At 71.5% G+C, this 25,962-nt stretch carries 29 protein-coding genes; 15 read left to right on the top strand and 14 right to left on the bottom strand.

Annotation, left to right across the window (positions count from 1 at the left end):
- The first annotated feature begins 13 nt into the window (after positions 1 to 13).
- Both G545_RS13955 and G545_RS0106890 read left to right on the top strand, forming a co-directional pair.
- Positions 14 to 1,282, top strand: a complete 1,269-nt coding sequence (locus tag G545_RS13955; protein ID WP_081677777.1) for a sensor histidine kinase — start codon at positions 14 to 16, stop codon at positions 1,280 to 1,282.
- The gene (locus G545_RS0106890) at positions 1,279 to 1,881 is read left to right on the top strand and encodes a response regulator transcription factor (RefSeq protein WP_027069736.1); all 603 of its coding nucleotides are present in this window, start codon (positions 1,279 to 1,281) and stop codon (positions 1,879 to 1,881) included. The genes G545_RS13955 and G545_RS0106890 overlap by 4 nt, the downstream gene beginning before the upstream one ends.
- 10 nt (positions 1,882 to 1,891) lie before the next feature.
- On the opposite strand, the gene G545_RS0106885 is transcribed toward G545_RS0106890, so the two are convergent.
- The 7 genes from G545_RS0106885 to G545_RS0106855 form a co-directional block, all read right to left on the bottom strand.
- Positions 1,892 to 3,274 carry a leucyl aminopeptidase family protein gene (locus tag G545_RS0106885; RefSeq protein ID WP_027069735.1) on the bottom strand — a complete coding sequence of 461 codons (1,383 nt, stop codon included), beginning with the start codon at positions 3,272 to 3,274 and terminating at the stop codon, positions 1,892 to 1,894.
- Complete coding sequence (locus G545_RS0106880; RefSeq protein WP_027069734.1) at positions 3,271 to 3,993, bottom strand: HAD family hydrolase; 723 nt, start codon at positions 3,991 to 3,993, stop codon at positions 3,271 to 3,273. Before G545_RS0106880 ends, G545_RS0106885 begins: the two co-directional genes overlap by 4 nt.
- 48 nt (positions 3,994 to 4,041) lie before the next feature.
- The gene (locus tag G545_RS0106875) at positions 4,042 to 5,085 is read right to left on the bottom strand and encodes an AI-2E family transporter (RefSeq protein ID WP_027069733.1); all 1,044 of its coding nucleotides are present in this window, start codon (positions 5,083 to 5,085) and stop codon (positions 4,042 to 4,044) included.
- Between the two features lie 98 nt (positions 5,086 to 5,183).
- On the bottom strand, positions 5,184 to 5,606 hold the full coding sequence (locus G545_RS0106870; protein WP_027069732.1) for a hypothetical protein: 423 nt from the start codon (positions 5,604 to 5,606) through the stop codon (positions 5,184 to 5,186).
- A 23-nt stretch (positions 5,607 to 5,629) separates the two neighbouring features.
- Entirely contained in the window at positions 5,630 to 6,217 is a 588-nt protein-coding gene (locus G545_RS13950) for a phage holin family protein (protein WP_052347279.1), read from the bottom strand.
- An 8-nt stretch (positions 6,218 to 6,225) separates the two neighbouring features.
- Complete coding sequence (locus G545_RS0106860; RefSeq protein WP_027069731.1) at positions 6,226 to 6,561, bottom strand: hypothetical protein; 336 nt, start codon at positions 6,559 to 6,561, stop codon at positions 6,226 to 6,228.
- 163 nt (positions 6,562 to 6,724) lie between these two features.
- Positions 6,725 to 8,161: a trypsin-like peptidase domain-containing protein gene (locus G545_RS0106855; RefSeq protein WP_043711493.1), complete on the bottom strand. Its 1,437-nt coding sequence runs from the start codon at positions 8,159 to 8,161 to the stop codon at positions 6,725 to 6,727.
- Positions 8,162 to 8,629: 468 nt separating this feature from the next.
- Here G545_RS0106855 and G545_RS0106850 point away from each other — a divergent pair, with 468 nt between their 5' ends.
- The 3 genes from G545_RS0106850 (at position 8,630) to G545_RS0106840 (ending at position 12,209) form a co-directional block, all read left to right on the top strand.
- The gene (locus tag G545_RS0106850) at positions 8,630 to 10,780 is read left to right on the top strand and encodes an adenosylcobalamin-dependent ribonucleoside-diphosphate reductase (protein WP_036136660.1); all 2,151 of its coding nucleotides are present in this window, start codon (positions 8,630 to 8,632) and stop codon (positions 10,778 to 10,780) included.
- A 93-nt stretch (positions 10,781 to 10,873) separates the two neighbouring features.
- Entirely contained in the window at positions 10,874 to 11,686 is an 813-nt protein-coding gene (locus G545_RS0106845; protein ID WP_027069728.1) for a TSCPD domain-containing protein, read from the top strand.
- A 112-nt stretch (positions 11,687 to 11,798) separates the two neighbouring features.
- The gene (locus G545_RS0106840) at positions 11,799 to 12,209 is read left to right on the top strand and encodes a hemerythrin domain-containing protein (protein WP_027069727.1); all 411 of its coding nucleotides are present in this window, start codon (positions 11,799 to 11,801) and stop codon (positions 12,207 to 12,209) included.
- A gap of 6 nt (positions 12,210 to 12,215) precedes the next feature.
- Here G545_RS0106840 and G545_RS13945 read toward each other — a convergent pair whose 3' ends face one another.
- The 3 genes from G545_RS13945 to G545_RS0106825 form a co-directional block, all read right to left on the bottom strand.
- Entirely contained in the window at positions 12,216 to 12,923 is a 708-nt protein-coding gene (locus G545_RS13945) for an SAM-dependent methyltransferase (RefSeq protein WP_081677776.1), read from the bottom strand.
- 50 nt (positions 12,924 to 12,973) lie between these two features.
- Complete coding sequence (locus G545_RS0106830) at positions 12,974 to 13,780, bottom strand: hypothetical protein (RefSeq protein WP_036136658.1); 807 nt, start codon at positions 13,778 to 13,780, stop codon at positions 12,974 to 12,976.
- A 75-nt stretch (positions 13,781 to 13,855) separates the two neighbouring features.
- On the bottom strand, positions 13,856 to 15,157 hold the full coding sequence (locus G545_RS0106825; protein WP_027069725.1) for an APC family permease: 1,302 nt from the start codon (positions 15,155 to 15,157) through the stop codon (positions 13,856 to 13,858).
- A gap of 117 nt (positions 15,158 to 15,274) precedes the next feature.
- Here G545_RS0106825 and G545_RS0106820 point away from each other — a divergent pair, with 117 nt between their 5' ends.
- Both G545_RS0106820 and G545_RS0106815 read left to right on the top strand, forming a co-directional pair.
- Positions 15,275 to 16,051 (top strand): N-acetylmuramoyl-L-alanine amidase, encoded by a 777-nt coding sequence (locus tag G545_RS0106820; protein ID WP_027069724.1) that lies wholly within the window; start codon positions 15,275 to 15,277, stop codon positions 16,049 to 16,051.
- 75 nt (positions 16,052 to 16,126) lie between these two features.
- The gene (locus G545_RS0106815) at positions 16,127 to 16,741 is read left to right on the top strand and encodes a hypothetical protein (protein WP_027069723.1); all 615 of its coding nucleotides are present in this window, start codon (positions 16,127 to 16,129) and stop codon (positions 16,739 to 16,741) included.
- Positions 16,742 to 16,792: 51 nt separating this feature from the next.
- Here G545_RS0106815 and G545_RS13940 read toward each other — a convergent pair whose 3' ends face one another.
- A complete protein-coding gene (locus G545_RS13940) occupies positions 16,793 to 17,977 on the bottom strand; it encodes a PQQ-dependent sugar dehydrogenase (protein ID WP_052106645.1) in 1,185 nt (394 codons plus the stop codon).
- Positions 17,978 to 17,983: 6 nt separating this feature from the next.
- Positions 17,984 to 18,481, bottom strand: a complete 498-nt coding sequence (locus tag G545_RS0106805; RefSeq protein ID WP_027069722.1) for a hypothetical protein — start codon at positions 18,479 to 18,481, stop codon at positions 17,984 to 17,986.
- Positions 18,482 to 18,596: 115 nt separating this feature from the next.
- On the opposite strand from G545_RS0106805, the gene G545_RS0106800 reads away from it, so the two are divergent.
- The 8 genes from G545_RS0106800 (at position 18,597) to G545_RS0106765 (ending at position 24,846) form a co-directional block, all read left to right on the top strand.
- Positions 18,597 to 19,319 carry an HAD family hydrolase gene (locus G545_RS0106800; protein ID WP_027069721.1) on the top strand — a complete coding sequence of 241 codons (723 nt, stop codon included), beginning with the start codon at positions 18,597 to 18,599 and terminating at the stop codon, positions 19,317 to 19,319.
- 75 nt (positions 19,320 to 19,394) lie between these two features.
- Positions 19,395 to 19,805 carry a hypothetical protein gene (locus G545_RS0106795; RefSeq protein WP_027069720.1) on the top strand — a complete coding sequence of 137 codons (411 nt, stop codon included), beginning with the start codon at positions 19,395 to 19,397 and terminating at the stop codon, positions 19,803 to 19,805.
- Positions 19,806 to 19,903: 98 nt separating this feature from the next.
- Positions 19,904 to 20,347 carry a hypothetical protein gene (locus tag G545_RS0106790; protein WP_027069719.1) on the top strand — a complete coding sequence of 148 codons (444 nt, stop codon included), beginning with the start codon at positions 19,904 to 19,906 and terminating at the stop codon, positions 20,345 to 20,347.
- Positions 20,348 to 20,449: 102 nt separating this feature from the next.
- On the top strand, positions 20,450 to 21,058 hold the full coding sequence (locus tag G545_RS15000) for a hypothetical protein (protein ID WP_052106644.1): 609 nt from the start codon (positions 20,450 to 20,452) through the stop codon (positions 21,056 to 21,058).
- 88 nt (positions 21,059 to 21,146) lie between these two features.
- The gene (dusA, locus tag G545_RS0106780; RefSeq protein WP_036136653.1) at positions 21,147 to 22,130 is read left to right on the top strand and encodes a tRNA dihydrouridine(20/20a) synthase DusA; all 984 of its coding nucleotides are present in this window, start codon (positions 21,147 to 21,149) and stop codon (positions 22,128 to 22,130) included.
- 131 nt (positions 22,131 to 22,261) lie between these two features.
- Positions 22,262 to 22,627, top strand: a complete 366-nt coding sequence (locus tag G545_RS0106775; RefSeq protein ID WP_027069717.1) for a PepSY domain-containing protein — start codon at positions 22,262 to 22,264, stop codon at positions 22,625 to 22,627.
- A gap of 62 nt (positions 22,628 to 22,689) precedes the next feature.
- Positions 22,690 to 23,373: a response regulator transcription factor gene (locus tag G545_RS0106770; protein ID WP_027069716.1), complete on the top strand. Its 684-nt coding sequence runs from the start codon at positions 22,690 to 22,692 to the stop codon at positions 23,371 to 23,373.
- A 63-nt stretch (positions 23,374 to 23,436) separates the two neighbouring features.
- The gene (locus G545_RS0106765; protein ID WP_027069715.1) at positions 23,437 to 24,846 is read left to right on the top strand and encodes an ATP-binding protein; all 1,410 of its coding nucleotides are present in this window, start codon (positions 23,437 to 23,439) and stop codon (positions 24,844 to 24,846) included.
- On the opposite strand, the gene G545_RS0106760 is transcribed toward G545_RS0106765, so the two are convergent.
- Positions 24,843 to 25,649 (bottom strand): M90 family metallopeptidase, encoded by an 807-nt coding sequence (locus G545_RS0106760; RefSeq protein WP_027069714.1) that lies wholly within the window; start codon positions 25,647 to 25,649, stop codon positions 24,843 to 24,845. The two genes, G545_RS0106765 and G545_RS0106760, sit on opposite strands and share 4 nt — an antisense overlap.
- The gene (locus G545_RS15615; RefSeq protein ID WP_036139815.1) at positions 25,616 to 25,879 is read right to left on the bottom strand and encodes a hypothetical protein; all 264 of its coding nucleotides are present in this window, start codon (positions 25,877 to 25,879) and stop codon (positions 25,616 to 25,618) included. Before G545_RS15615 ends, G545_RS0106760 begins: the two co-directional genes overlap by 34 nt.
- Positions 25,880 to 25,962: the final 83 nt, after the last annotated feature.

Raw genomic sequence — 25,962 nt, 5'->3', positions numbered from 1 at the left:
GCATCATCGCGCCATGCACCGCCCCGGGACCCGCGCCGTCGCCACCTTGCGCAGCTGGCTGTCGCCGGCACCGGACTCGGTGCTGGCGGCTGTGTCGCGGCAGGGGCGCTCGCCGTGGTCGGAGTGGGTGCACCTGCTGTGGTCGGCGTGGGTGTTCCTCACGCCGAGCTTTTCGCCTGCCGGGTACGACGCTCGCTGGCTGGCGCTGACCCTGCTGTCGTATCCGGTCTTCCTGCTGCTGTACGCGCTTGCGCTGCTGCGGCCGGAATCCCGGATGTGGCGGCCGGCCCTGGGCATGGTCGGGCTGGCCGTGGTGCTGCTGCCCTGGTACCCGGCGGGATTGAGCTATTTCGTGTTCGGCTGCGTGATGCTGCGGGGTACCGGACACGGTTCGCTGGGGCGCTACCTCGCCACGCTGATGGTGCTCAACGCGGGCCTGATCGCGCTGGCGCTCGCGCTGGGCTACCCGTTGCAGGTGGTGGGCTGGCTGCCGCTGGTGACCTTCATCATCGGTCTCGTGGTCCACGCCGACGCGGTCAACCGGCGCAAGGACGCGGCCCTGAAGCTCTCGCAGGAGGAAGTGCGGCGCCTGGCGACAGCCGCCGAGCGCGAGCGCATCGGCCGCGACCTGCACGACCTGCTCGGCCACACCCTGTCTCTGGTGGCGTTGAAGTCCGACCTGGCGGCGCGGCTGGTCGAACGCGACCCGGTCCGGGCCCGGGACGAGATCTCCGAAGTCAGCCGCGTCAGCCGCGAGGCGCTGGCACAGGTGCGGTCGGCAGTGGCCGGCATTCGCTCGGCAGGCATCGCGGCCGAACTCGCCTCGGCGAGGCTGTTGCTGGAATGCGGCGGGGTTTCGATGCACCACGACGTCGACGACTCCGGCCTGGAGGGCGTCGTGCTGCCTGCCCCGGTGGAGACAGCGCTGGCGATGGCCTTGCGGGAGGCGGCGACCAACATCCAGCGGCATGCCGGTGCCACCCGCGCCGAGGTCACGCTGCGCGTGGAGCGGGGTGAGGCCGTCCTGCGCATCGTCGACGACGGGCGTGGCGGCGCCCACGTCGCGGGCAACGGGCTGGCCGGGATGCGCGAGCGCGTGGAGGCGCTGGGCGGGTCGTTGCGCATCGATTCGCCGCGCCGTCGGGGCACGACCGTCGAGGTGCGTGTCCCGGTTTCCACCGGCGCACCCGGCCCCGCCCACGAAGTGGACGAGGGCACTCCGCAATCGGGACGGCAGGCGACCGCAGGAGGCGTCGTGGCGGCCGGGGGGCCGATGCCGTGATCAGGATCGTGCTCGCCGAGGACCAGGCGATGCTGCGCAGCGCGCTGGAGGCACTCCTCGGGCTGGAGCCGGGCCTGGAGGTGGTCGGTGCCGCAGGGGACGGGGAGACTGCCTGGCGCGAACTGCAGCGCCACGCGCCCGACCTGCTGGTGACCGACATCGAGATGCCGGGCCTTACCGGCCTCGAGCTGGCCGCGCGGATCCAGCGCCACGGCCTGGCGACGAAGGTGGTGATCGTCACCACCTTCGCCCGCGCCGGCTACCTGCGCCGCGCGCTGGACGCGGGGGTCCATGGCTACCTGCTCAAGGACGCGCCAGCCGGGGAACTCGCCGACGCGCTGCGCCGTGTCCATGCCGGGGGCCGCGCGATCGACCCGCAACTGGCACTCGAAGCCTGGTCGGAGGCGGACCCGCTCACCGACCGCGAGCGCCAGGTATTGCGCCTCGCTGGCGAAGGCCACGCGGCGAACGACATCGCCGGCCGGCTCAACCTCTCGCACGGCACGGTGCGCAACTACCTCTCGGAGGCGATCGGCAAGCTCGGGGCCGGCAACCGCATCGAGGCGTACCGGCTGGCGCGGCAGAAGGGGTGGCTGTAGGGTCCCGGCCTCAGGCGCCGTACCGCGCCCGCAACATCGCGAAGGCCGAGCGCAGCCCCTGGGCCTCGCCGCCCACCGGGTGGCCCGGGGCGTCCGCCTCGTTCCAGGCGAACGTGTCCAGGTGCGCCCACTTCTGGCCCTCGGGCACGAAGCGCTCCAGGTACAGCGCGGCGGTGATGCTGCCGCCCATCTTCGACGGCCCGCCGTTGGCGATGTCGGCCACGCTGCTGGCCAGGTAGCGCCAGTACGGCCGCCACAGCGGCATGCGCCAGACCGGGTCGCGCTCGAGCAGGCCGGCGTCCAGCCAGGCCTGGGCGAGCGCATCGTCGTTGCTGTACAGCGCCGGCAGGTCCGGACCCAGCGCGATGCGGGCGGCACCGGTCAGGGTCGCGAAGTCCAGCAGCAGGTCGGGCTTGTGCTCGGCTGCGAAGGCAAGCGCGTCGCACAGCACCAGCCGGCCCTCGGCATCGGTGTTGTCGATCTCCACGCTGATGCCGGCGCGGGTGGCGATGACTTCGCCCGGGCGGAAGGCATCCGGACCCACCGCGTTCTCCACCGCCGGGACGAGCATGTCGATCCGCAGCGGCAGGCCGGCGGCCATGATCCATTCGGCCAGCGCGATCGCGTGCGCCGCGCCGCCCATGTCCTTCTTCATGTTGCGCATGCCGGCGGCGGGCTTGAGGTCCAGTCCGCCGGTGTCGAAGCACACGCCCTTGCCGACGATCGCCACGCGGGGATGCGACGCATCGCCCCACTGCAGCCGGATCAGCCGCGGCGCGCGATGGCTGGCGCGCCCCACGGCGTGGATGGCGGGGAAGCCCTGCTCCAGCAGCGCGTCGCCGGCGGTCACCTCGACGGTGGCGCCGAATCGGTCGCCGAGCCCGCGGGCGACGTCCTCCAGCTGCCCGGGACCCATGTCCTCGGTCGGGGTGTTCACCAGGTCCCGGACCCGGACGCACGCGGCCAGCGCCAGCCTGGCGGCGCTGGCGTCCCCCTCGATGCACAGCTGCGCCGGCTCGCGGCGCGGCGTGCGATAGCGCGTGAACCGGTAGGCGCCGAGGCCCCAACCCAGCTGCAGCGCGGCGACGGTCACCGGGTCGTGCCCGCCGGCCAGCTGCCAGGGGCCGGCCGGCAGTGCGTGCGCGGCATGGCCGTAGCTGGCCGGATCGTGCGGGTCGCCGATGCCCAGCACCGCGGCCGCCGGCGCACCGTCTGGCCCGGGAAGCACCAGCGCGGTGTGCGGGCCGGCCTGGAAGCCATGGCCCCGGACCCAGGCCTGGACGGCCGCGGGCTGGGTGCCAAGCCACCTGTCCAACTGCGCCGCGCCGACCACGTGCAGCGGCCGCCCGCCGCCTGCGGAAACGAGGCCGGGGAGGGAGGTGTCGTCGGTCATGGGGAAGGCTCCGTGTCGTGGGTCGCCTCCAGCCAGTCGGCCAGGGCGGAAAGGGAGGGCAGGTGCAGGTCGGGCGGGGGCGCGCCTTCCGGCATCCGGTCATGGAACGCGCCGGGGCGATGGATCCAGCAGGTGCGCAGGCCGGCGCGCTGCGCGCCGGCGATGTCGCAGGCGGGGTCGTCGCCCACGTGCAGGACCTGCCCGGGCGGGACGCCGAGCCGCTCGCAGGCGGCCAGGAAGATCCCCGGTTCCGGCTTGGGCGCGCCGAACTCGCCCGCGCCTAGCTGGAACGAGAACAGGTGGTCGATGCCGATCGTGCGCAGGCACGCATTGCCGTTGCTCACCGCCGCCAGGGGGACGCGTGCGGCGAGCCGCTCCAGGGCCGCAAGGCTGTCCGGGTAGTGCTCGACCTGGCAGCGGGCGGCGAAATAGGCGTCGTAGGCCGCGTCGGCCAGCACGGTGTCCTCGCCGGCTTCCTCGAGCATGCGCTCGATCATCCAGCGCCGCTGCGCGCTCATGTCGTGGGCGAGGTGCGGGCGCTCGCGATCCAGCTGCCGGCGCAGCTCCTGGCGCGCCGCGGACGGCCACTGCCGCGCCGCGCGTGGCGCGTGGCGGGCGAAGAAGGATTCCAGCGCCGCTTCCGCGCGTACGATCGCCGGGGCGACCGGCCACACGGTGTCGTCGAGGTCCAGGGTGATGGCACGGATGGGGGGATGCACCCGTCCATTGTAGTGCCCGCGCCGCGTCGGCCCGCGCACGACTGCAGCTCACTCCAGCAGCCGGGCCCAGCCTTCCAGGCCCTCGATGCGCGCCAGCACGATCTTCGTGCACACCAGCAGCGGCACCGCCAACAGAAGCCCGATGATGCCCCACAGCCAGCCGAACACCAGCAGCGCCAGGACCAGCACCAGGGGCGACAGCCGCATCTGCCGCCCCAGCACGATCGGGGTGATGATCTGCCCCTCCAGTGTGTGCAGGCCCAGGTAGATGCCGGCGGGCAGCAGCGCCTGCCAGACCTGGTCGGAGGCGACGAAGCCCATCAGCAGCATGATCAGCATGCCGATCAGCGGACCCACGTACGGGGCGTAGTTGAGCACCGCCGCCATGGTCCCCCACAGCAGGGCCTCGGCCGCCGGCACCCCGATCAGGTACAGCGCGCCGGCGAATGCCAACCCGACGGTCGCGTTGATCGCGCTGATCGTCAGCACGTAGCGCGAGATCTCGTGCTCGATCGACTGCAGGATCTCGACGGTGATGCGCTTCTGCTGGCGGGTCGGCAGCAGGGCCAGCGCGTTGCGCTGCAGGTTCTGCCCAAACACCATGAAGAAGAACGTCAGCAGGATCACCGCGAACACCGCGGCGATCATCCGCGGGGTCGCGGTGAGCGAGCGGTAGGGATCGTTGATCTCGGTACGCACCACCTCCACGCGGTCGCCGCCGTCGGCGGCGCGGGCGATGTCGGCGGCCGCCTCGTTGGCCTCCTTCACCGGCCGGGTGACCTCCTGCAACCGCGGGGCGATCTTGCGGATCTCGCGAGGGACCTGCCGCGCCCACTCCGCGGCCGGGTCCACCAGCTGGCTGGCCAGCAGGGTGGTCCCGGCCATGCCGGCGAACAGCACCAGCAGCGCGGCGGCCGCCCTGGGCAGGTAGAGCCGCTGCAGTCCACGGATCAGCGGGTTGCCGATCAGCGCGAAGAACATCGCCAGCAGGATCGGCAGCAGGACCGGCTGCGCGGCCCACATGGCCGCGCCGGCGGCCAGGGTGGTCAGCAGGAGCAGGGCGGACGAGGCCCGCGGCCGCACCGGTGCCAGCGGCGGGTCCGCCGTGGCAGGACCGGCGCCCGCGGAAGTGGCCCCGGGGGCGGCCTCGCCGGTGCCGGTGCCGTCCCCCGGCCCCGGTACCGGCGTGTTCACGGCTCCGCGCCGGCCGCCCGTGCCGCGTCCGCCGCGCGGGCGAGCCGCTCGTTGTCGCGGAACGCGGCGCCCAGGCCAGCGACGGCCGGGTCGGGCGCAGCGCCGGTGGATACCGCCTCGGCGGCCTGGCCGGCTTCCTCGGCGGCCGATTGCGCGCTGGTGCCCGCCACCAGTCCGCTGAGGCTGGCGAGCATGGACATCAGGCGCAGCGCGCCGGTCCCGGTGGACGCCATCCGGTTGGCGTCGGCGAGGCCGACCAGCAGGCCGGCGCCCAGCCCGCCGAGCACGATCCGGCCGGGCGTCCACAGGTCCTTCCACGACGCCTTCAGCTGGCGCAGGTCGGCGCCCGCGGCCCGCTCATTGGCCTCGATGGCGTTCTCGGCCTGCTCGACCTTCCGGATCAGTTGTTCGAATCGCATCTCGCCTTCCCCTGTGTCCATCGTCAGGGCGGGGTGACTTCCACGCCGCGGCTGTCACGCGCCGGCTCGCCCGGTGCATCGCCCGGGGGCGGTGCCTGGGTGTCCTCGCGTGCGGAGCGGGCGGAATCCGGATCGGACACGAAGTCCGACAGCTCGCCGATGCCGATCCGCGCCAGCTGCCGGCGCGTGGCCTGCAGGCGGGTGTGCTCGAAATAGCGCATGGACATCCAGAAGCCGATGCCGGCGATGACCAGGCTGACCAGCCCCGGCAGCAGCATGGCCAGCCACCACGACAGCCCCGATGCGCGCAGGAGCATCACCAGGGCGGCCATCATGAAGAGCCAGGCGGTGACGCCGCCGACCAGGGCCACGCCGCCCGCCACGGCCGCGCGTGCCGCCGCGCTGCGCGCCAGCGCCACGTCCGCCGCCACGAGGGAACGGAAGGACTTCGCCACTTCCCCGGCGGCGTGGAGGCTGCCGCGGGTGCCCTCGCCGATCTCCCTCAGCGCCTCGAGCAGGTCGGGCCGCGGACGCTCGCCCGGGGCATCGCCCCGGGCGGACTCGTGGATGTCGTCGGGACCAGGCCCGTGCGATCCCGGCGGATGTGACATGGCGGGGCTCAGCGGCCGCCGCGCGCGAGCTTGGCGATGATCCAGCCCGCGGCGAACGCGCTGCCGAAGGCCACCAGCGGGCGCTCGCGGATCAGCTCCGCGGCGCTGTCACACAGCTCGCGGCCCTTGTCCATGATGTCGTCGTACTGCTCGCGTGCCGCGCCGCCGAGCTCGTCGGCCGCGGCACGGCTCGCGCGGGCCCCGCTCGACAGGTCGTTGCGCACCTGCTCGGTGCCGCTGCGCAGGTGCTCGCCGGCCGCGCTGGCGGCACCACGAAGCGCCTCGCTGCCGTCGCGCGCGGCCTGCTTCAGGTGCCCGCCGGCCTCGTTGAGATGGCCCTTCATGTTCTCCCTGCCGCCGGCGGTGCCGGCGCCGCTGCTGGTGTCGCCCGCGGACGTGCCGCTGGTGCCTGTGGTGCCGGTGGAGGTGGGGTTCTGGCCGGTGGCCATCGGGTCGGTCGTGCTCATGAAGGGTGCTCCTGTGGATTCATCGGGTGGGCGATCGTGCTCATCGCATCGGCAGGACGCCGCGCCGGTTGCCGCGCACGATCTGCAAAACCAACTGTGCGGGCGACTGTGTGAAGCCGGTGCGGAAGCCGCCCAGGTCGGCGAAGCCGCCCGCGCTGGTGGCGGTCACCACGTCGCCCGCGCGCAGGCCACTGCGGGCGGCGCGGCTGTCCGGCTCCACCGCCTCGACCAGCACCCCGGACAGGCCGGCCTGGCGCAGGCGCTCGGGCAGCTCGGCGAAGGTCGCCCCGGCCAGCCTGGGGTCGAGGTCGGCGCCGGCGATCGCGCCCGGCTGCTCCAGCAGCGTGGCCACGACCTGCAGCGCCTGCCCGTCGCGGTGGACGTCGAGGCGCACCTCGCTGCCGATCGGCTGCAGGCCCTCGAAGTTGCGCAGCGAGTCGCGGTCCTGGATCGGGCTGCCATTGGCGGCGGTGATCACGTCGCCCGGCCGCAGGCCGGCGCGCGCGCCGGCCGAGCCGGCATGCACCCGCGTCACCACGGTGCCACGCACGTGTTCCAGCCCGAGGGCGCGGGCCAGGCGCGCGTCCAGGTCCTGGGTGTCGATGCCGAGCGTGCCGCGGCGCACCTCGCCGGTGGCGACCAGCTGGTCCATCACCGAGCGGGCGAGGTTGGCCGGGATGGCGAAGCCGAGCCCGATGTTGCCGGCCATCGACCCGCGCGGATTGAAGCTTGCGGTGTTGATGCCCACCAGCCGGCCGTCCAGGCTGACCAGCGCGCCGCCGGAGTTGCCGGGGTTGATCGAGGCATCGGTCTGGATGAAGTCCTGGTAGCCCAGGCCACGCAAACCGCTGCGGCCCACCGCCGAGACGATCCCGCTGGTCACGGTCTGGCCGATGCCGAACGGGTTGCCGACGGCCACCACGAAGTCGCCCACGCGCAGCGAGGAGGAGTCGGCGAGCGGGATCGCCTGCAGGTCGCCGGCCGGGATCTTCATCACCGCCACGTCGGTGTCCGGATCAGAGCCGACGAACTCCGCGTCCAGCACCCGCCCGTCGTGCAGGGTCACCGTCACCTCGTCGGCGCCCTCGATGACGTGGTGGTTGGTGAGCACCAGGCCCCGGCGTGCATCGACGATCACGCCCGAGCCGAGCGACTGCTCGATCCGCTCGCGCGGCACGTGCGGGAACATCCGGCGGAAGAACGGATCGTCCAGGAACGGGTTGCGCACCCGCACGCGCTGGCGGGTCTGCACGCTGACCACCGCCGGGGTGACGGTCTCGAGCATGGGGGCCAGCGACGGCAGTGGCTGGCCGTCGACCGCCCGCGGCAACGCCGCGGTGGTCGCGGCCGGCACGGTGGCGGGTGCCGGCGTCGCGAGTGCCGCGGGGGCGACGCCATCGCGGACGAAGGAGCCGGCCACGCCGCCCAGCACGGCGACGAGGACGAGCAGCAGCAGGAATCGGGGACTGCGGGACATGGCAGGGGACCGGAGTCGAGGGCAGGGTGGCGCGCCCGGGACGTCGAGCCGGGTACGCCGCGTCGGAGCCGGAGTGTGGCCGGCCCCCATTTAATCACCGGTGAAGCCCGCGGGGCCTGCCTCCGCGTCCCGCGGCCGGTTTCTGGCGTTGACGGAAGGCGGGGGGTCGCGTAGCTTCCCCTCCCACGGGCCGACACAAGATCTAGTGGTCGTCCTGGCTTCAAAGCCCAAGCAAGGGGGTTGCGAGGGCTGGCCCATACGCCGCGGAAGCCACTGGAACAAGGCTTTGGCGGTCCCCGATGGAGCGTTTCGTGGACGTCCATCCCGCCCGTTGAAACACCTCGGTCCGCCGGTGCCAGGCACGGGCGGGCGAAGCGTCCGCCGGTGGCGGGTGCAGCGGCTGCCACGGCAGCGAACACGAACCATGGCGGCGCCCGGCGCCCACAATCGAACGGAGACAGCACAGGCATGAGCACGGTACGTCTGGAGGCGGTGAAGATGGACACGGTCAAGGACATTCCCCTGCAGCCGGCATCGCTGGACATCTGGGACAAGAAGTACCGCCTCAAGACCAAGGCCGGCGATGCCGTGGACGAGGACATCGACGGCACCTGGCGCCGCGTCGCCCGCGCGCTGGCCGAGGCCGAGCCCACCGAGGAGCTGCGCCGCTACTGGGAGGAGCGCTTCGCCTGGGCGCTGCGCCGCGGGGCGATCCCGGCCGGCCGCATCACCTCCAATGCCGGCGCGCTGGAGCACAAGCCCGCCACCAGCACCATCAACTGCACCGTCTCGGGGACCATCGAGGACTCGATGGACGGCATCCTGCAGAAGGTCCACGAGGCCGGCCTGACGCTGAAGGCCGGCTGCGGCATCGGCTACGAGTTCAGCACCCTGCGCCCGCGCGGTGCCTTCGTCGCCGGCGCCGGTGCCTATACCTCCGGCCCGATGTCCTTCATGGACATCTACGACAAGATGTGCTTCACCGTGTCCTCCGCCGGTGGCCGCCGCGGCGCGCAGATGGGTACCTTCGACGTGTCCCACCCGGACGTGAGGGACTTCATCCGCGCCAAGCGCGAGGACGGCCGGCTGCGCCAGTTCAACCTGTCGCTGCTGATCACCGACGGCTTCATGGAAGCGGTGCGGGACGACGCCGACTGGCCGCTGGTGTTCCCGGTCAACATCAAGGAAAAGGACGACGTCGACCTGGACGACCCGGCCCAGGTGACCTGGCGCGAGTGGCCCACCCACCGCAACTACATCGTCCGCGACGACGGCCTGGTCGCCTGCAAGGTCTACGGCCACATCCGGGCGCGGCACCTGTGGGACATGATCATGGTCTCGACGTACGACTACGCCGAGCCGGGCTTCATCCTGATCGACCGCGTCAACGAGATGAACAACAACTGGTGGTGCGAGGACATCCGCGCGACCAATCCTTGCGGCGAGCAGCCACTTCCGCCGTACGGCGCCTGCCTGCTGGGCTCGGTCAACCTGACCAAGTTCGTGCGCAACGCGTTCACCGACAAGGCCGAGTTCGACTGGGACGAGTACCGCGAGGTGGTGCGCGTGTTCACCCGCATGCTCGACAACGTGGTCGAGGTCAACGGCCTGCCGCTGGAGGAGCAGCGCAACGAGATCATGCGCAAGCGCCGCCACGGCATGGGCTTCCTGGGCCTGGGCAGCACGGTGACCATGTTGCGGATGAAGTACGGCTCGAAGGAGTCGTGCGAGTTCACCGAGCGCGTCGCCCGCGAGATGGCGGTCGCGGGCTGGGAGACCGGCCTGGAGCTGGCGAAGGAGAAGGGACCGGCGCCGATCATGGACGAGGTGTTCGAGGTCGACGCCGGCATGCTGCGCAAGCGCCCGGAGATGGTCCGCGACGGCTGGAAGGTGGGCGACACCATCCACGGCCGCGAGCTGCACGCGAAGTACTCGCGCTACATGCAGAAGATCGCCGAGGTCGCCCCGGAGCTGGTCGGCCAGCTGGCCGAAACCGGCGCGCGCTTCACCCACCACAGCTCGATCGCGCCCACCGGTACGATCTCGCTGAGCCTGGCCAACAACGCCTCCAACGGCATCGAGCCGTCGTTCGCGCACCACTACAGCCGCAACGTGATCCGCGAGGGGCGCAAGACCAAGGAGAAGGTGGACGTGTTCTCCTTCGAGCTGCTCGCCTACCGCGCGCTGGTGAACCCGAGGGCGATGCCGTTCTCCGACGACCCGGCCGAGAAGCTGCCCGACTACTTCATCGCCGCCGACGATGTCACCCCGAAGCAGCACGTGGACGTCCAGGCCGCCGCGCAGAAGTGGGTGGACTCCTCGATCTCCAAGACCGCGAACGTCCCGACCGACTACCCGTACGAGGACTTCAAGGACATCTACACCTACGCCCACTCCCAGGGCCTGAAGGGCTGCACCACCTTCCGCTTCAATCCCGCCGCCTTCCAGGGCGTGCTGGTGAAGGAGAAGGACCTGGAGAACACCACCTACCGCTTCGAGCTCGAGGACGGCAGCGTGGTCGAGCTCAAGGGCAACGAGGAAGTCGAGTACGACGGCGAGACCCACACCGCGGCCAACCTCTTCGACGCGCTGAAGGAAGGCTATTACGGCAAGTTCTGACCACCGGAGCCGTAGGGCGCAATAGCCGAAGGCGTATTGCGCCGGACGCCAACCAGCGACATACCCCCGAACACAACGCCAAGGACCACCACCATGGCCATCCGAATCGACAAGAAGATCACCGGCTACGCCGTCGCCACCCCCGAGGACAAGGCCAAGGCCGCGGAGCAGCCCGCCCCGGCGCCGGCCGCCAGCGAGGAGCGCGGCGCCAAGGTCATCCAGATGCACGAGAAGATCGAGCGTCCGGAGACCCTGGTCGGCTCGACCTACAAGCTCAAGACCCCGCTGTTCGAGCACGCCCTGTACGTGACGATCAACGACATCGTCCTCAACGCCGGCAGCGAGCACGAGCATCGCCGGCCGTTCGAGATCTTCATCAACTCCAAGAACATGGACCACTTCCAGTGGATCGTGGCGCTGACCCGGATCATGTCCGCGGTGTTCCGCAAGGGCGGCGACGTGACCTTCCTGGTGGAGGAGATGAAGGCGGTGTTCGACCCGCGCGGCGGCTACTTCAAGGCCGGCGGCGTGTACATGCCCTCGCTGGTCGCCGAGCTGGGCAGCATCGTCGAGGAGCACCTCAAGTCCATCGGCCTGATCCAGGACCCGGAGCTGAGCCCCGAGCAGCGCGCGCTGATCGAGGAAAAGCGCGCCGCCTACGCCGCGCTGGACTCAAAAAAAAACACTGACGAACCGGTAGCCCCGCGCGACGAGCTCAGCGGCGACCTGTTCCCCGAGCCGCGCGTGCGCGAGGAGCCGCGCAGCGAGGATGTCGCGGTGACCGGCGACGGCGGCGCCTCGTTCCCGCCCAGCGCCACCATGTGCCACAAGTGCTCGGCCAAGGCGGTGGTGATCATGGACGGCTGCGCGACCTGCCTGAACTGCGGGTACAGCAAGTGCGGGTGAGTCCCCTGCAGCCACGGCGGGGCTGAAGGGCTACGGCCCCGCATTCAAGCCCCGGGAAAGGCAGCCGTTGTCGGGGGAGAGGCGCACCCCCACGCGCCGGGAAGCTCCCATCATGGACATCCGTCATTACCGCGAGACCCACCAGCAGGTGCTCGGCCAGATCGAGCAACTGCGCAGCCTGATTCGCGGCGGCATCCCCGCCAACGCCGCGGCCATCTCCGGGCTGCTGGTAAACATCGCCAGCGGCATCAAGTTCCACCTCGCGGCCGAGGACAAGGTGCTGTACCCGACCCTGGCCCGCTCGGGCGATTCGGTCGCCATGGAAGCCGGCGAGCGCTACCAGCAGGAGATGAAGGGCCTGTCCGCCGCCTTCGGCGAACTGGTCATGCGCTGGCGTGTTCCCTCCCGCGTGGCGGCCGACCCGGAGGGGTTCCGAAGCCACGCCAACACGGTATTCAAGGCCCTGTTCGAGCGGATCATGCGCGAGGAACGCGAGCTGTACCCGATCGCCGAGCAGGTCTGAGGCCGCTCACTCGCGCAGGTGTGCCGGGATCTCCTCCGGCACCCGCCACAGGTAGACCACCGACTCGCCGACCTGCCGCGATTCGTCGGGCCGCCAGTCGTCCATGTGGTAGTTGTGGCTGACGATGCGGGTGCCGGGGGCCAGCGACAGCAGCTTCGGGCGAAGGCGCAGGTTGAGGTCGGGAAGCAGGTACAGCGTGACCACGGTGGCCTGCGACAGGTCGGCCTCGAACATGTCGTCCTCGACGAAGTTCACCAGGTGGCCGACGCCGGCTTCGGCCGCGACATGGCGCGCGTAGTCGACCAGCAGCGGGTCGATCTCGATCCCGACCCCGCGCGTGCCGTGCTCGCGCGCGGCGGTGATGTTGATCCGCCCGTCGCCGGCACCGAGGTCGTAGAGCACGTCGCCGGGACCCACATCGGCGATGTCCAGCATCTGCGCCACCACCTCGTCGGGGGTGGGATGATAGATGACGTCGGGCTCGCGCAACGGTTCGCGCTGCTCGCCGCCAGGCGCGAGCGAGGTCGTCGCCCAGGGGTCTGAGAGGGGTACAGCCGGCGGCGTGGTGTCGGCCTGGATCGCGTCCAGTTCCACGGGATCCGATTCCGGGGTGGCCGCCCTCTCCGCCGGAATGTCGGCGGGGGCCCCGCCGCACGCGGCCAGGACCAGGCAGGCGAGGGCGGCAGCGGCCACGGGGGTGGGACGAGGATTCATCCCGTGATCCTCGCCCCCCGCCTGCCGAGGCCGCAATACCGCCGCGCCGGTCAGAAGCGCAGGCTCACTCCGGCGACAGGCCCCTTGAACTCCTGGCGCAGGCCCAGCACGCCGTCGCTGCCGGTCTGGTCGACGTCCAGGCGGAACCACTCGTAGCCCAGGTGCACGCCGAAGCGGTCGGTCCACTGGTAGTCGACCAGCGCGCTGGCCCGCGACAGGTCACCGTCGTAGTCGTCGAAATTGCCCCAGTCCGCGTCCAGGTACTGCCCCTGCACGACGAACAGCCAGCGGTTGGCCGGGCTGTAGGTCAGCCGCGTGCCGATCACCGGCGCGAAGCCGTCGGAGGTCTCGCGCGCCGACCAGGTCTCGTCGCCGACCTCGGCGCGGGCGCCGGCCTGGATGCTGGCGTATTCCACGCCCAGCTGCAGGCCCCAGCTCAGCGAATCGGTCTCCACCACGGCGAAGTCGTAGGCCAGGCTGGCGATTTCGAACTCGACCTCTCCGCCGATGAAGCTGCCCGCCGGGACGGTCTCGCCGCCATAGCTGAAGTCCTCTTCCAGGGTCCAGCGGCGGTCCTTGTCGTAGTTGAAGTAGTCGAACAGCAGGCGGTGGCGCTCGCCCATGCGGAACTGCGCGTCCAGCCGCGGCGCGACTTCGGTGCCGCCGAAGTCGAAATCCTCGCGGAAGGAGATCGGCTCGCCTTCGAACACGCCCTCGCCACGCAGCTGGCTGTCGGCATCGGCCCACAGCGCACCGACGCGCAGCGTGGTGCCGTCCTCGTCGATCGCGTGGGCGGGAAGGGCGGGCAGGGCGGCGGCGCTTCCAAGCGCCAGGGCAAACAGGGTCTTGCGGAACATGCGCGACTCCGGACGGGTAGGGGTCGCCAATGAAACCGGCCCGCCGGTGGTTTGGACGTGAACCGCGGGGCCGGATCAGCCCGTCCGGCGGAACCGGTAGACGACGGCGCCCAGGAGCAGCGCGACGAGTCCGGCCAGCAGGTTCTGCAGGCTTGCGCTCGCCAGCAGGCCGAACGACAGCAGCAGCGCCAGCACCGGGATGAGCGGTCCGCTGGGGAGCTGCATCGCCCCGGCCGTGTTGCGGTGGCGTCGTTGCAGCACCAGTACCGAACCCGCGGTTCCGATGTAGGTGAGCAGCCTGGCCACCACCGAAAGCAGCGCCAGCTGCACGAACGAACCGGTGAGGGCCAGCACGAGCGACAGCACGCCCAGGGTGAGCACCGCCGCCGCCGGGGTGCGGAAGCGCGGATGCACCCGGGCCAGCCAGCGCGGCCCGAAGCCGTCCAGGGCCAGCGCGTGCAGGTAGCGCGGGCCCATCATGATCGTGTTGCTGTTGGTGCCCAGGATCGACACTGTCGCGCCGACTGTCAGCACCAGCGCCAGCCAGCCGCCCCCGAACCTCGCGGCCGCGTCCGCCAGCGGCGTCTGCGACTCGCCCAGGCCCGGGAGGGTCCCCAGCGCCACCCACTGCACCGCGAAGTAGATCAGGGTGACGGTGGCGATCATGGCCACCAGTGCGAACGGCACGTCGCGCTTCGGGTTGTTGTACTCGCCCGCCGCGGCCGGCAGGTTCTCGAAGCCGGCATAGGCGAACAGCAACAGCAGCGCCGCCTCGCCCAGGTCGCGCACCGGGATCGGGCTGGGCACCGGCGCGGCGATCGACATGTCGACGTACATGGCGCCGATGCCGATGAACATCGCCAGCGGCAGCAGCTTGGCGATGGCCAGGAACACCCCCGTGCGAGCGGCGGCGCGGACTCCGATGATGTTGACGATCACCAGGAACGCCAGCGAGCCGACCACGATCGCGATGCGCAGCGCGCCACTGGCGGCACCGGGCCAGAAATGGGTCACCGCCTCGGCCAGCCCGTTGCTGAGCGCCGCCGCACTGGCGATGCGGGTCAGGAACAGCATCCAGCCGACCTCGAAGCCGACGAACGGTCCGAAGGCCTCGCGCGCGTACAGGTATCCGCCGCCGGGCTGGTCGAAGTAGCTGGACGCCTGCGCGTAGCACAGCACGAGCAGCGCGACCGCGGCCCCGGCCAGCAGCACCGCCCACAGGCTCGCGGGCCCCAGCAGCAACGCCGCGGCCGCGGGCAGCAGGTAGATGCCGCTGCCGATGACGTCGTTGATCGCCAGCCCGAACAGCTGCCAGCGGCCCACCGCACGCCGCAGCGTGGGCGTGCCCGGTGGGACCTGGGGTGCCGTGTTGGCCATGTGCACTCCTGACTGCGACTGCAGCCGAGAGTGCATGATCGTGAAGGCAGCGTCCATGCAGTGGGCCTTGCCGGGACCCGGGGTGCCCGATCCCGCGCGGCGTGCTTGAATGCGGGCATGATTTCCCGCATCGCGACCGCCTGCCTGCTGGCCTGGATGCTTGCCTCGTGCGCAAGTGCCCCAGAGCGCAACCCCATTGCACGCTGGGAGGGTTCGCCCAACCACAGCCCCCGATGGGCGCGCGCCATCGTGCTGCACCACACGGCGATGGACAGCGCCGAGGGCGCGATCCGCACCCTGCAGACCGGCAACTCCGGTGGTCCGGTGAGCGCGCACTACCTGGTCGGGGAGGACGGGCGCATCCACCAGCTGGTCGCCGACGGCCAGGCTGCCTGGCATGCCGGCAACAGCCGCTGGGCCGGGGTCGACGAACTCAATGCCTGGTCGATCGGGATCGAGATCGACAACGACGGCCGCGAGCCCTTCCCGCCTGCCCAGGTGGAGGCCCTGCTGGTGCTGCTGGAGGACCTCACCACCCGGCTGCGGATCCCCCGGCACATGGTCATCGGGCACTCCGACATCGCGCCCACGCGCAAGGACGACCCGAGCGTGTTGTTCCCGTGGGAGGCACTGGCGCGCGCCGGCTTCGGGCTGTGGCCGAGGGAGTCGCTGCCGCCGCCGCCCGCGGGCTTCGATCCCTGGGTGGCGCTGCGCCTGGTGGGCTATGACCTGCGTGATCCGGAGGCCGCGCTTGCCGCGTTCCACCGGCGCTTCCGGGGCAACGAGGCGAGGGAGTGGCTGCCCGGTGACGCGGAGATCCTGTTCGACCTGCAGCAGCAACTGATGGAGCTTCCACCGTCGCGGCCTGAAGCGTTAACCACGGGACTGCGCTGAACGCGGGAGCGCTCACCATGCCTCCACGCTACCGGGCCGAACCTGCGATCCGGCCCCAAGGCATTGGAGATCCGCATGAACACCCGGACCCTGGCGGCGACGCTCGCCGCGCTGTTGTTCCCGTTCGCAGCCGCCTCCGCGCAGGACGATCCGCGCCTGCAGGACCTTGATACCGCGGCCGAGCGCACCACGCAGGACACGGCGACCGACGAGCCCGAGGCGTCGGGGAACTACCCCTGGGGCGAGCCCGAGCTGCCACCCCCGGCCAACCCGGACCCCGCGCCGGCGGACCCGCGCGTGCCGACGGTGGACGAACTCGACGACCCCATGGTGACGCCGCCGGAGCCCGACGTGCCGCCGGATGTACCCCCGCCGGACGTCGACACCGCGCCCATGGACACCAGCGACCGCTGGAGCCAGCTGGACGCGGACGGCGACGGCCGAATCACGGCCGAAGAGGGCCGCATCGACGCGGACTTCCACTCCAGCTTCGAGATGATGGACCGCAACAGCGACGGCTTCATCGACAGCACCGAACTCGACGAAGCCGGTTCACCGGAGGACGGGCGCGACTCCGGCGTGGACCGTTCGCGCGAGGCGGACCGCTCGGACCATACGGACGCGGTTGACGCGGGAGAAGACATCCGCGGCGTCGGGGACGACGACGCCGGCGATGAAGGCTCGGCTTGATGCCCTTGGCGGCGGGGCTTCGCCCCGCCGTTCCGTCGACCACCGGCCCGTTCAGGCGTCCGGGGCCGTTCCCTCCTCCACGGGAGCAGCCGGGGGCGAGAGCTTCAACAGGCTCGCGTCCTCCCCGTCCTGCAGCACCCAGATGCTGCCGTCCGGGCCCTGCTCGACCGCGCGGATGCGCCCGCCCAGGTCCAGCCGCTCGGCTTCCCGCGCCTGGTCGCCATCCAGCTCCACGCGCACCAGCGCCTGCGAGGACAGGCCCGGGATGAAGGCGTCGCCCTGCCACTGCGGGAAGGCGTCCCCGGAGTAGATGAGCAGCCCGCCGGGGGAGATCACAGGGGTCCAGTCCAGCACCGGGGCGATGAAGGACGGATCGGTCGAGTGGTCCGGGATCGGCCGGCCGTCGTAGTGGTCGCCGTTGGAGACCAGCGGGTAGCCGTAGTTGCCACCACGCTCGATGAGGTTGAGCTCGTCGCCGCCCTTCGGGCCCATCTCGACCTCCCACAGCCGGCCTTCGGCGTCGAAGTCGATGCCCAGCGGGTTGCGCAGGCCCAGCGCCCAGACCTGGGCGGCCACGCCGCCCTGGTCGGCGAACGGGTTGTCGGCCGGGACGCTGCCGTCGTCGTTGAGGCGCAGCAGCTTGCCCATGTTCGACTCCATGTCCTGTGCCGGGTCGAACTTCTGCCGGTCCCCGGAACTGATCCACAGGTAGCCGTCGGGGCCGAACAGCAGCCGATGGGCGTAGTGCCCCTGGCCGCGCACCTTCGGCACCTGCCGCCAGATCACCTCCAGGCCGGACAGCGCCGGGGTGCCGCCTTCCAGCTCCAGGCGTGCACGCGCCACGGCCGCGCCCGCGGTGCCGCCTTCACCGGCCTCGGCATAGCTGATGTAGACCAGCCGGTTGTTGGCGAAGTCCGGATGCAGGGCCACGTCGCCCAGCCCGCCCTGGCCGCCGTAGGCCACGTCCGGGACACCTTCCACCGGCGTCGCGCCGCCATCGGCGCCGACGAGCTGCAGCCGGCCGGCCTTCTCGGTCACGAGCAGGCGGCCGTCCGGCAGGAAGGCCATCGCCCACGGCTCCTGGAAGACCGCGATGTCCTCGGTGACGTAGGGACCCGCGGGCGCCGTGGCCTGCGCAGGCGCGGGGGTGCTGTTGCTGGTGCCGCTGCTGCAGGCCGCCAGGACGGCCAGGCAGGACGCCGCCAGCAGGTGCTGGGGCAGGGGGAATCGGGCCATTGGAGTTCAACTCGCCGCGGACGGGGCCTCGAACGGTAGCCGCGCACCCCCGGCCGCTGCAATTTGCGGGTCCACCCGCTCCAGTTCCGCCGCGGGGCCATCGACGACGATGAGGATCTCGCCGGCCTCGATGCGCTCCTCGAAACGCTGGCGGACCGGATCGGGCAGCGAGGATCCCATCAGCGCCGCGGACCAGGAGCCGATCGCCGCCCCGGCGATGGTCGTGGCCGCCGCGCCCGCCAGGGTCACCCCGAGAGGCGGGATCGCCACCGCCACCAGGCCGGCGAGCAGCCCGGCGCCGGCCCCCATGCCCGCGCCGCGCGCCGCCGCGGGCAGCATGTCGCTGTCGGCTTCCTTGCGGTCGTCCGGGACGGCGTCCAGCTCGATGTCCGATCGCGCGACCAGCAGGATGTCGTCGTCGGCCACCCCGGCGCTGCGGGCGGCCGCCATCACCTTCTGCGCGGCGGGCAGGTCGGGCGTGGTGTAGACGTGGCGGGTCTTCATGGGGCCTCCTTCCGTAGCGGGTCGCGGGGGCGCCAGTATTCCGGCGGCCGGGTGAGATCGTAGTGAGAGCGGGCCCGGCCACGCTTCCGCGGCCGAACCGCGACATACTGGCGCGATGGCACGGATCGAAATGGTCGGCTTCGACGCCGACGACACCCTCTGGCGCAGCCAGGACTACTTCGACGAGGCGCAGCTCGAGTTCGAGTCCATCGTCGCGCGTTACATCGACCTGGAGGACATGCGGGTGCGGCAGCGCCTGCACGAGGTCGAGGGCGGAAACATCGGCGTGTTCGGCTACGGCGTGAAGGGCATGGCGCTGTCGATGATCGAGGCCGCCGTCGAGCTGACCGGCGAGCGCATCAGCGCCGCCGACATCGGGCGCGTCGTGGACCTCGCCAAGCGCCTGCTGCGGCATCCGGTGGAGCTGCTGCCTGGCGTGCGCGAGGCCGTGGAGGAGGTCGGCAGGCGCCACCCGCTGGTGCTCATCACCAAGGGCGACCTGTTCCACCAGGAAGCCAAGGTCCGCCAGTGCGGCCTGGCCGGGCTGTTCCGCCGGATCGAGGTGGTCAGCGAGAAGGACCCGGGCACCTATGCGCGCCTGCTGGACGAGTTCGGCCTGCCGGCGGCGCGGTTCGCGATGGTGGGCAACTCGGTGCGTTCGGACATCCTGCCGGTACTGGAACTGGGCGGCTGGGCGGTGCACGTGCCGTACCACAGCACCTGGGTCCACGAGGAGGCGGACTCGCCGGATTCCGGCCACGCGCGGCTGTGCACCGTGGCCGACGCGAGCGGGGTCCCCGCGGCGCTGGAGGAGCTCGCCCGGCGCGCGGCTGGCTGAAGCGAAGCGGCGGTGTTGCGGCAGCGTTCATGCCGGCGGGGGCATGTTCGGGCCAGGCCCAATGAGGACGACGTGATGATCGCAGCCCGCCTGTTTGCCCCCGCTCTGGCCCTGTTGCTGGGCACCGCCGCGGTTTCCGCGCCCGCTCCGGCCCAGGCAAGCGACGACCTGGTGCGCGTGCTGGTCGACGTCGCCGACGTGGTCCTGCGCGGTGGCCAGCCCTATTACCGGCACGGCAGCTACGGCCGCCACGACCGGCTGGTGGTCGTGCGCGACCACCGCGGCCGGGTCAACTACTACCGCCAGGTGCCGCGTGGATACCGGTCCGGGCCGCCGCGCGGCGTGGCCCACGGGTACTACCGCAACGGTCCGGGGCGCAATGCCAGCTGCAACAGCCGCGGCAAGTGCAAGGTGACCTACTACGACCCGCGGCATGACCGCCGCTACAGCCGCAGTCGGCATGACCGCCGCTACCGCGGCTGGTAGCAGGCGCACACCCGTGATCGACCGCGAGGCCGGCCATTGCGCCGGCCTCGCTTCTTTGCGCTAGCCTGAGCGCCACGCCAGGACCGGAGTCTCCAACGATGCGAGGATTTTCGTTCCACGCTGTTCCCGTACTGCTGGCCGCGGGGCTTGCCCTGGCTCCGCCGGATGCGCGGGCCGCGGACCCGATCGACTGCGAACTGCGCTACGACCTGTCGGGTTGGTCCGCGTTCTACAAGACCGCCTCCGGCTCGGGGACGGTGAGCTGCAGCAACGGGCAGTCGATGCCGGTGAAGATCCGCGCCAAGGGCGGCGGGATCAGCTTCGGCAAGACCCGCATCGTGGACGGACGGGGCGAGTTCTCCGGCGTGCGCGGCATCGACGAGGTCCTTGGCGCCTATGCCACGGCCGAGGCGCACGCCGGCGCCCAGCGCAGCGCGGGCGCCCAGGTGATGACCAACGGCGAGGTGTCGCTGGCGCTGGCGGGCAAGGGCGAGGGCTGGAACCTGGGCGTGGCGTTCGGGAAGTTCGTGATCGAACGCTGAGCGGGGCCGCAACGGCGCGCGGCGCGAGCGGTGCGTTTCAGAGGTGGTTAACCGCGTGCGGCCAACCATTGCAGGCTCCCGAATCGCAATGGAGGCAGCCGAATGACGCGCCTGCTCGCCCCGGCCAGTACGTTCTCCCGCCGCATGACCGCCCTGTCGACCGGACTCGTGGCGCTGCTCGGCGTTGGCCAGGTCGCTGCCCAGGAGTACGCGTTCGGCTGGAACCCCCGCTCGGGCGACGAGTGGGTCGACACCTGGCTCGGCGACGTCAACGAGTACGCCACGCGCTACCGGGAGCCTTTCATTGACGAGATGGTGCGCTACCACGGCGCCCCGCGCTCGCTGGTCGTGGAGCTGCTCGATGCGCGCTGGGCTCCCGGCGACATCTACTACGCCTGTGCCATCTCCCAGATCATCGGCCGCCCCTGCCGCTACGTGGTGGCCGAGTGGGAGCGCGACCACGCCGACGGGTGGGGCGCCCTGGCGGAGCGGCTTGGCGTCCGCCCCGGCTCGGCCGAGTTCCACCGGCTCAAGCGCGGCTTCGTGCCCACCTATGACCGCTGGTCGCGGCCGATCTACATCGACCGTGACATGCGCGACGCCTATCCCGGCCGCAAGCTGATGCCGGGACTGGACGAGGGCGCGAACGGCGGGCAGGCGGGCGGGCGCGCCGCACCGGGCGGGCGCAATGGCAACGGCCGGGGCGGCTGACGCCCGCACCCAACCCGGTGCCGGACCGGGGCCCGGCGGTCCTGCGGGTAGAATCCCGGCCCCGTCCACGACTCCACGGAACGATTCCTTGCAGACCCGCCTGCACACGCGGTACGCGGCCTCGGTGCGCCTGTCCGTCGCCCCGATGATGGACTGGACCGACACCCACTGCCGGGTATTCCACCGCATCCTGGCGCCGCACGCCCGCCTGTACACCGAGATGGTCCACGCCAACGCGGTGATCCGTGGCGACCGCGCCCGGCTGCTGGCGATGGACCCGTCCGAACACCCGGTCGCCCTGCAGCTGGGCGGAAGCGAGCCGGACCTGCTGGCGCAGGCGGCGCGCATCGCCGCGGATGCGGGCTTCGACGAGGTCAACCTCAACTGCGGTTGCCCCTCCGACCGGGTGCAGGCAGGCCGGTTCGGGGCCTGCCTGATGCGCGAGCCGGCGCTGGTCGCCGAGTGCGTGGCCGCGATGCAGGAGGCCTGCCCGGTGCCGGTCACGGTCAAATGCCGCCTCGGTGTGGACGACGACAATGAGTACGAGCGCTTCCTCGGCTTCATCGACACCGTGGCCGCTGCGGGTTGCCGCAGCTTCGTGGTGCATGCACGCAATGCCTGGCTGCAGGGCCTGAGCCCCAAGGAAAACCGCGACATCCCGCCGCTGCGCCGCGACTGGGCCTGGCGCCTAAAGCGCGAGCGGCCGGAACTGGAGGTGGTGGTCAACGGCGGCATCGCCGATGCCGAGGTGGCCGCCGAGCAGCTCGGGCACCTGGACGGGGTGATGCTGGGGCGTGCGGCCTACCACACGCCCTGGCTGCTGCACGAGCTGGATCGCGCCTGGTTCGGGGGCGAGCCGCGCACGCGCGAGGGGGTCTTGCGTGAAATGCGTCCGTACATCGAGTCGCAGCTGGAGCGCGGGGTGTACCTCAAGCACATCACCCGCCACCTGCTGGGCCTGTTCGCCGGGCAGCGCGGCGGGCGGGCCTTCCGTCAGGTACTCAGCGAGGGCGCGCACCGTCCGGGCGCGGACTGGTCGCTCATCGAACGGGCGCTGGAGCCGACCCGCTGAACCGGGCAGACATCCGCGGCGGTCGGTGAGAGACTGAACGCGACAACGCCGTGAAGAAAAAGTTCAGACCGGATTCACCGCGGCGTTCCAATGATGGAAAGCCGCCCGAGTCGAGAGCCGTCCGACCTGCCATGCGTGCGCGTTTTGCCTGTGTCCTGTCCCTGGGGGTGGTCCTGATCGCGGGAACCGCGGGCGACGCCTGGGCACAGCGGACGCGCGACAAGGCCCGGGAGTCGAACCGGGAGCTGATCCGACGCGCCCCGGTCGGCGCCAGCGACCATGGTCCGCGGCGCGCGACCGGCAGCCGGAACCAGAGGGAGCTGTCGGAGGCGGTGCGCCGGGTGGAACGCCGTACCGGCGGGCAGGTCCTGAGCGCGGAACTGGTCCCCTTCGATGGCCGGACCATCAGCCGGATCAAGGTGGTCGACTCCGCGGGGCGCGTACGCGTGTATCTGGACGACGGCACCTCGCGCCGTTTACGCAGCGACGACAACTAAGGCCGCACCCTTCGGGTAGGATCCCTGTTCAGGGAATTCATCTACCGTTACGAGGAGTGACCATGCGTATCCTGCTGGTGGAAGACGAGGCCCCGCTGCGCGAGACGCTGGCGGCACGGCTCAAGCGCGAGGGATTCGCCGTGGACGCGGCCCAGGACGGTGAGGAAGGCCTGTACATGGGGCGCGAGGTGCCGTTCGACCTGGGCATCATCGACCTGGGCCTGCCCAAGATGTCGGGCATGGAGCTGATCAAGGCCCTGCGCGACGAGGACAAGAGCTTCCCGATCCTGATCCTGACCGCCCGTTCGAGCTGGCAGGACAAGGTCGAGGGACTCAAGCAGGGCGCCGACGACTACCTGGTCAAGCCCTTCCACGTCGAGGAGCTGCTGGCGCGCATCAATGCGCTGGTGCGCCGTGCCGCCGGCTGGAGCAAGCCCACGCTGGAGTGCGGCCCGGTGATGCTCGACCTGGCCGCGCAAACGGTCAGCGTGCATGGCCAGAACGTCGACCTGACCAGCTACGAGTACAAGGTGCTCGAGTACCTGATGATGCACGCCGGCGAGCTGGTCTCGAAGGCCGACCTGACCGAGCACATCTACCAGCAGGACTTCGACCGCGACTCCAACGTGCTGGAGGTCTTCATCGGCCGCCTGCGCAAGAAGCTGGACCCCGACGGCACCCTCAAGCCGATCGAGACCGTCCGCGGGCGCGGCTACCGCTTCGCCATCCCGCGCAGCGGCGAGTAAGCGCTGCGTGCCAGGCGCCGGCGGCCGCTCGCGCCGCTCGGCGCCAGCCGCTACCCTGCCGCCATGTCGATCATGAACTGGGGCCGGCCGCGCTCGCTGCAGGCGCGCCAGGTGATGGCCGCCAGCATCGGACTGGTGGCCTTCCTGGCGCTCGCCGGCGTGGCCCTGGACCGGGCGTTCCTCGAGACCGCCGAGAACAACCTCTACCAGCGCATGCGCAGCTTCGCGCTTGCGTATGCCGACAGCGACTTCGCCCGCGACGGCACCTTCATTCCCCCGTACACGCCGCCGGACCCGCGCTTCGAGCGTCCGGGCAGCGGCCTGTATGCCGAGGTGGTGCTGGCCGACCAGCACTGGGATTCCTCCTCCTCGGTGGGGCCGCTGTTGCCCGACGGCCAGATGCTGGCGGTGGGCGAGGAGGTCTTCGAGGGGCCGCTGGACATCGTCGAGCTCAACGGCGAGGAAGGCCAGGCCTACCGGTATGGCCGCGGCCTGATCTGGGTCGGCAGCGACGAGGACGGGCAGGAGGACGAGGTCCCCTACACCGTCTACATCCTCGAGGACACGACCGCGCTGAGCCGCCAGGTGGAGGTGTTCCGCGCCGCGCTGTGGCGCTACCTGGGCGGCGTCGGGCTGATCCTGCTGCTGGGCCAGGTGCTGATCCTGCGCTGGAGCCTGAGGCCGATGCGCAAGGTCATCTGGGACCTCAAGCGCGTCCAGCGTGGCGACGCGTCGCGGATGAGCGAGCGCCATCCGCGCGAGCTCGAACCCCTCGCCGAGAGCATCAATGCCTTCATCGAGAGCGAGCGCGAGAACCTCGACCGCCAGCGCAACACCCTGGCCGACCTCGCCCACAGCCTGAAGACCCCGCTCGCGGTGCTGCGCACCCGGCTCGACGCCGACGCGCCCGAGGACGAACTGCGCCGGGAGCTGGATACCCAGCTGCGGCGCATGACCGAACTGGTGTCCTACCAGCTGGCGCGGGCGGCCTCGGGCGGGCACGCGCTGTTCTCGGCGCCGGTGCCGATCGAACCGGAGGCCGAGGCGCTGGTGACCAGCCTGGAGAAGGTCTACGCCTCCAAGGGCGTGCTGTGCGAGTTCGACCTGGCCGAGGGGGTGCAGTTCCACGGCGAGCGCGGCGACCTGCAGGAGCTGCTGGGCAACCTGCTGGAGAACGCATTCAAGTGGGCATCCTCGCGGGTGCTGCTGACCGCGCGGCCGAGTGAGTGCGCGCCCGACCGCCGCCCCGGCCTGGTGCTGGTGGTGGAGGACGACGGCGCCGGCATCGCGCCCGAGGCCGTGGCCGACGTGCTCCAGCGCGGCGTGCGCGGCGACGAACGGGTGCACGGCCACGGCATCGGGCTGGCGATCGTGCAGGACATCATCCGCGCCTATCGCGGCACGCTGGACGTGGGCGCCTCGGCGGAACTGGGCGGCGCCCGGTTCGAGGTGCAGTTGCCCTCGCGGCTCTAGTCCGCCGGGGCGGGGTCGAACGGCGGTGGGCCGTACAGCCGTGCCAGGTGCGCGGCCACGGCGGGCATCTCCGCGCGCAGCGTGGCCGGGTCGCTGAAGTGGTACTCGGTGGCCACGGCGAAGAACTCCTCCTCCGCCTCCGCGGCGTAGGGGTCGATCCGCGTCGGCGCGCCCGCGTCCACCTGCCGGCAGAACGCCTCGTAGGCGGCCTGGAAATCACGGGCCCAGGCACGTTGCCACTCGCGGGGCAGCGGCGGGGTGCCGTCCAGGGCGCCGTCGAGCACGTCCAGCTTGTGCGCCATCTCGTGCGCGGCCACGCAGAAGCCGGCGCGCGGCTCGGCGCAGTCCGCCATCACGTCGGCCCAGGACAGGATCAGCGGGCCGGCCTCCCAGGACTCGCCGATCAGCTCGTCCTGCCACTCGTGCAGCACCCCGGCCGCGTCGACGTGGTTGCGCTGGACCCGGAACGCCTCCGGGTAGACCAGCAGCTGGGTCCAGCCATGCAGCCCTTCCTCCCCGAATTCCAGCAGCGGCAGGCAGCACAGCGCCGCCAGCAGGCAGCGCTCGGCCCCGTCCAGTTCCAGGCCGCCGATCGGGGTGATCGCCTTGCGCTGCAGGAACAGCGCGGCCAGCCCGCGCAGGCGCGCGCGGCGCCCGTCGGGCAGCGCGGCCAGCCAGGGACCCTGCCGGCAGGCGGCGGCCCAGGTGTCGTCGTCGATCGTGGGGGGAGGCCGGCGGAACCGGCGAAGGAGTGCGCGCAAGCGGCCGGTCAGCGCAGCATGCCGGGCAGGTAGCTGCGCCAGCTCGGGGGCCGCAGGTGGTCGGTCATGTCCGGGCCGGCCTTGGCGCCGGGGATCGTGCCCGCATCGCCGCCGCGGATGCCCTGCTCGGCCTTGCGCGGGGTCGTGGACTCGCCTGCCACGGGGCCGGCATGCGCCTCGGCACACTCGCTGCCGTCCGGTGCGGCCATGGACTCGCCGGCCAGGACGGCACCCGGGGAGGACAGCAGCAGGATCAGGAGGATACGGTTCATGCGGGGGACCTCGGCGACTCCCTGACTATAACGCGAACGTCACGCGGCGGTTGACACGGCCGCGGCGATCACGCCCGGTTGTG

The organism is Lysobacter defluvii IMMIB APB-9 = DSM 18482, assembly GCF_000423325.1.
In the GTDB taxonomy this organism is placed as follows: domain Bacteria; phylum Pseudomonadota; class Gammaproteobacteria; order Xanthomonadales; family Xanthomonadaceae; genus Novilysobacter; species Novilysobacter defluvii.
The sequence above is the reverse complement of the archived record's forward strand: the minus strand, read 5'-3'. Positions and strand labels throughout refer to the sequence as shown.

Coding starts and splice junctions, on each gene's coding strand:
- G545_RS13955 (WP_081677777.1), top strand. CDS start 14: ATGCACCGCCCCGGGACCCGCGCCGTCGCCACCTTGCGCAGCTGGCTG.
- G545_RS0106885 (WP_027069735.1), bottom strand. CDS start 3,274: ATGACCGACGACACCTCCCTCCCCGGCCTCGTTTCCGCAGGCGGCGGG.
- G545_RS0106870 (WP_027069732.1), bottom strand. CDS start 5,606: ATGCGATTCGAACAACTGATCCGGAAGGTCGAGCAGGCCGAGAACGCC.
- G545_RS13950 (WP_052347279.1), bottom strand. CDS start 6,217: ATGTCACATCCGCCGGGATCGCACGGGCCTGGTCCCGACGACATCCAC.
- G545_RS0106860 (WP_027069731.1), bottom strand. CDS start 6,561: ATGAAGGGCCATCTCAACGAGGCCGGCGGGCACCTGAAGCAGGCCGCG.
- G545_RS0106855 (WP_043711493.1), bottom strand. CDS start 8,161: ATGTCCCGCAGTCCCCGATTCCTGCTGCTGCTCGTCCTCGTCGCCGTG.
- G545_RS0106850 (WP_036136660.1), top strand. CDS start 8,630: ATGAGCACGGTACGTCTGGAGGCGGTGAAGATGGACACGGTCAAGGAC.
- G545_RS0106845 (WP_027069728.1), top strand. CDS start 10,874: ATGGCCATCCGAATCGACAAGAAGATCACCGGCTACGCCGTCGCCACC.
- G545_RS0106840 (WP_027069727.1), top strand. CDS start 11,799: ATGGACATCCGTCATTACCGCGAGACCCACCAGCAGGTGCTCGGCCAG.
- G545_RS13945 (WP_081677776.1), bottom strand. CDS start 12,923: ATGAATCCTCGTCCCACCCCCGTGGCCGCTGCCGCCCTCGCCTGCCTG.
- G545_RS0106830 (WP_036136658.1), bottom strand. CDS start 13,780: ATGTTCCGCAAGACCCTGTTTGCCCTGGCGCTTGGAAGCGCCGCCGCC.
- G545_RS0106825 (WP_027069725.1), bottom strand. CDS start 15,157: ATGGCCAACACGGCACCCCAGGTCCCACCGGGCACGCCCACGCTGCGG.
- G545_RS0106820 (WP_027069724.1), top strand. CDS start 15,275: ATGATTTCCCGCATCGCGACCGCCTGCCTGCTGGCCTGGATGCTTGCC.
- G545_RS0106815 (WP_027069723.1), top strand. CDS start 16,127: ATGAACACCCGGACCCTGGCGGCGACGCTCGCCGCGCTGTTGTTCCCG.
- G545_RS13940 (WP_052106645.1), bottom strand. CDS start 17,977: ATGGCCCGATTCCCCCTGCCCCAGCACCTGCTGGCGGCGTCCTGCCTG.
- G545_RS0106805 (WP_027069722.1), bottom strand. CDS start 18,481: ATGAAGACCCGCCACGTCTACACCACGCCCGACCTGCCCGCCGCGCAG.
- G545_RS0106800 (WP_027069721.1), top strand. CDS start 18,597: ATGGCACGGATCGAAATGGTCGGCTTCGACGCCGACGACACCCTCTGG.
- G545_RS0106795 (WP_027069720.1), top strand. CDS start 19,395: ATGATCGCAGCCCGCCTGTTTGCCCCCGCTCTGGCCCTGTTGCTGGGC.
- G545_RS0106790 (WP_027069719.1), top strand. CDS start 19,904: ATGCGAGGATTTTCGTTCCACGCTGTTCCCGTACTGCTGGCCGCGGGG.
- G545_RS15000 (WP_052106644.1), top strand. CDS start 20,450: ATGACGCGCCTGCTCGCCCCGGCCAGTACGTTCTCCCGCCGCATGACC.
- G545_RS0106775 (WP_027069717.1), top strand. CDS start 22,262: ATGCGTGCGCGTTTTGCCTGTGTCCTGTCCCTGGGGGTGGTCCTGATC.
- G545_RS0106770 (WP_027069716.1), top strand. CDS start 22,690: ATGCGTATCCTGCTGGTGGAAGACGAGGCCCCGCTGCGCGAGACGCTG.
- G545_RS0106765 (WP_027069715.1), top strand. CDS start 23,437: ATGTCGATCATGAACTGGGGCCGGCCGCGCTCGCTGCAGGCGCGCCAG.
- G545_RS15615 (WP_036139815.1), bottom strand. CDS start 25,879: ATGAACCGTATCCTCCTGATCCTGCTGCTGTCCTCCCCGGGTGCCGTC.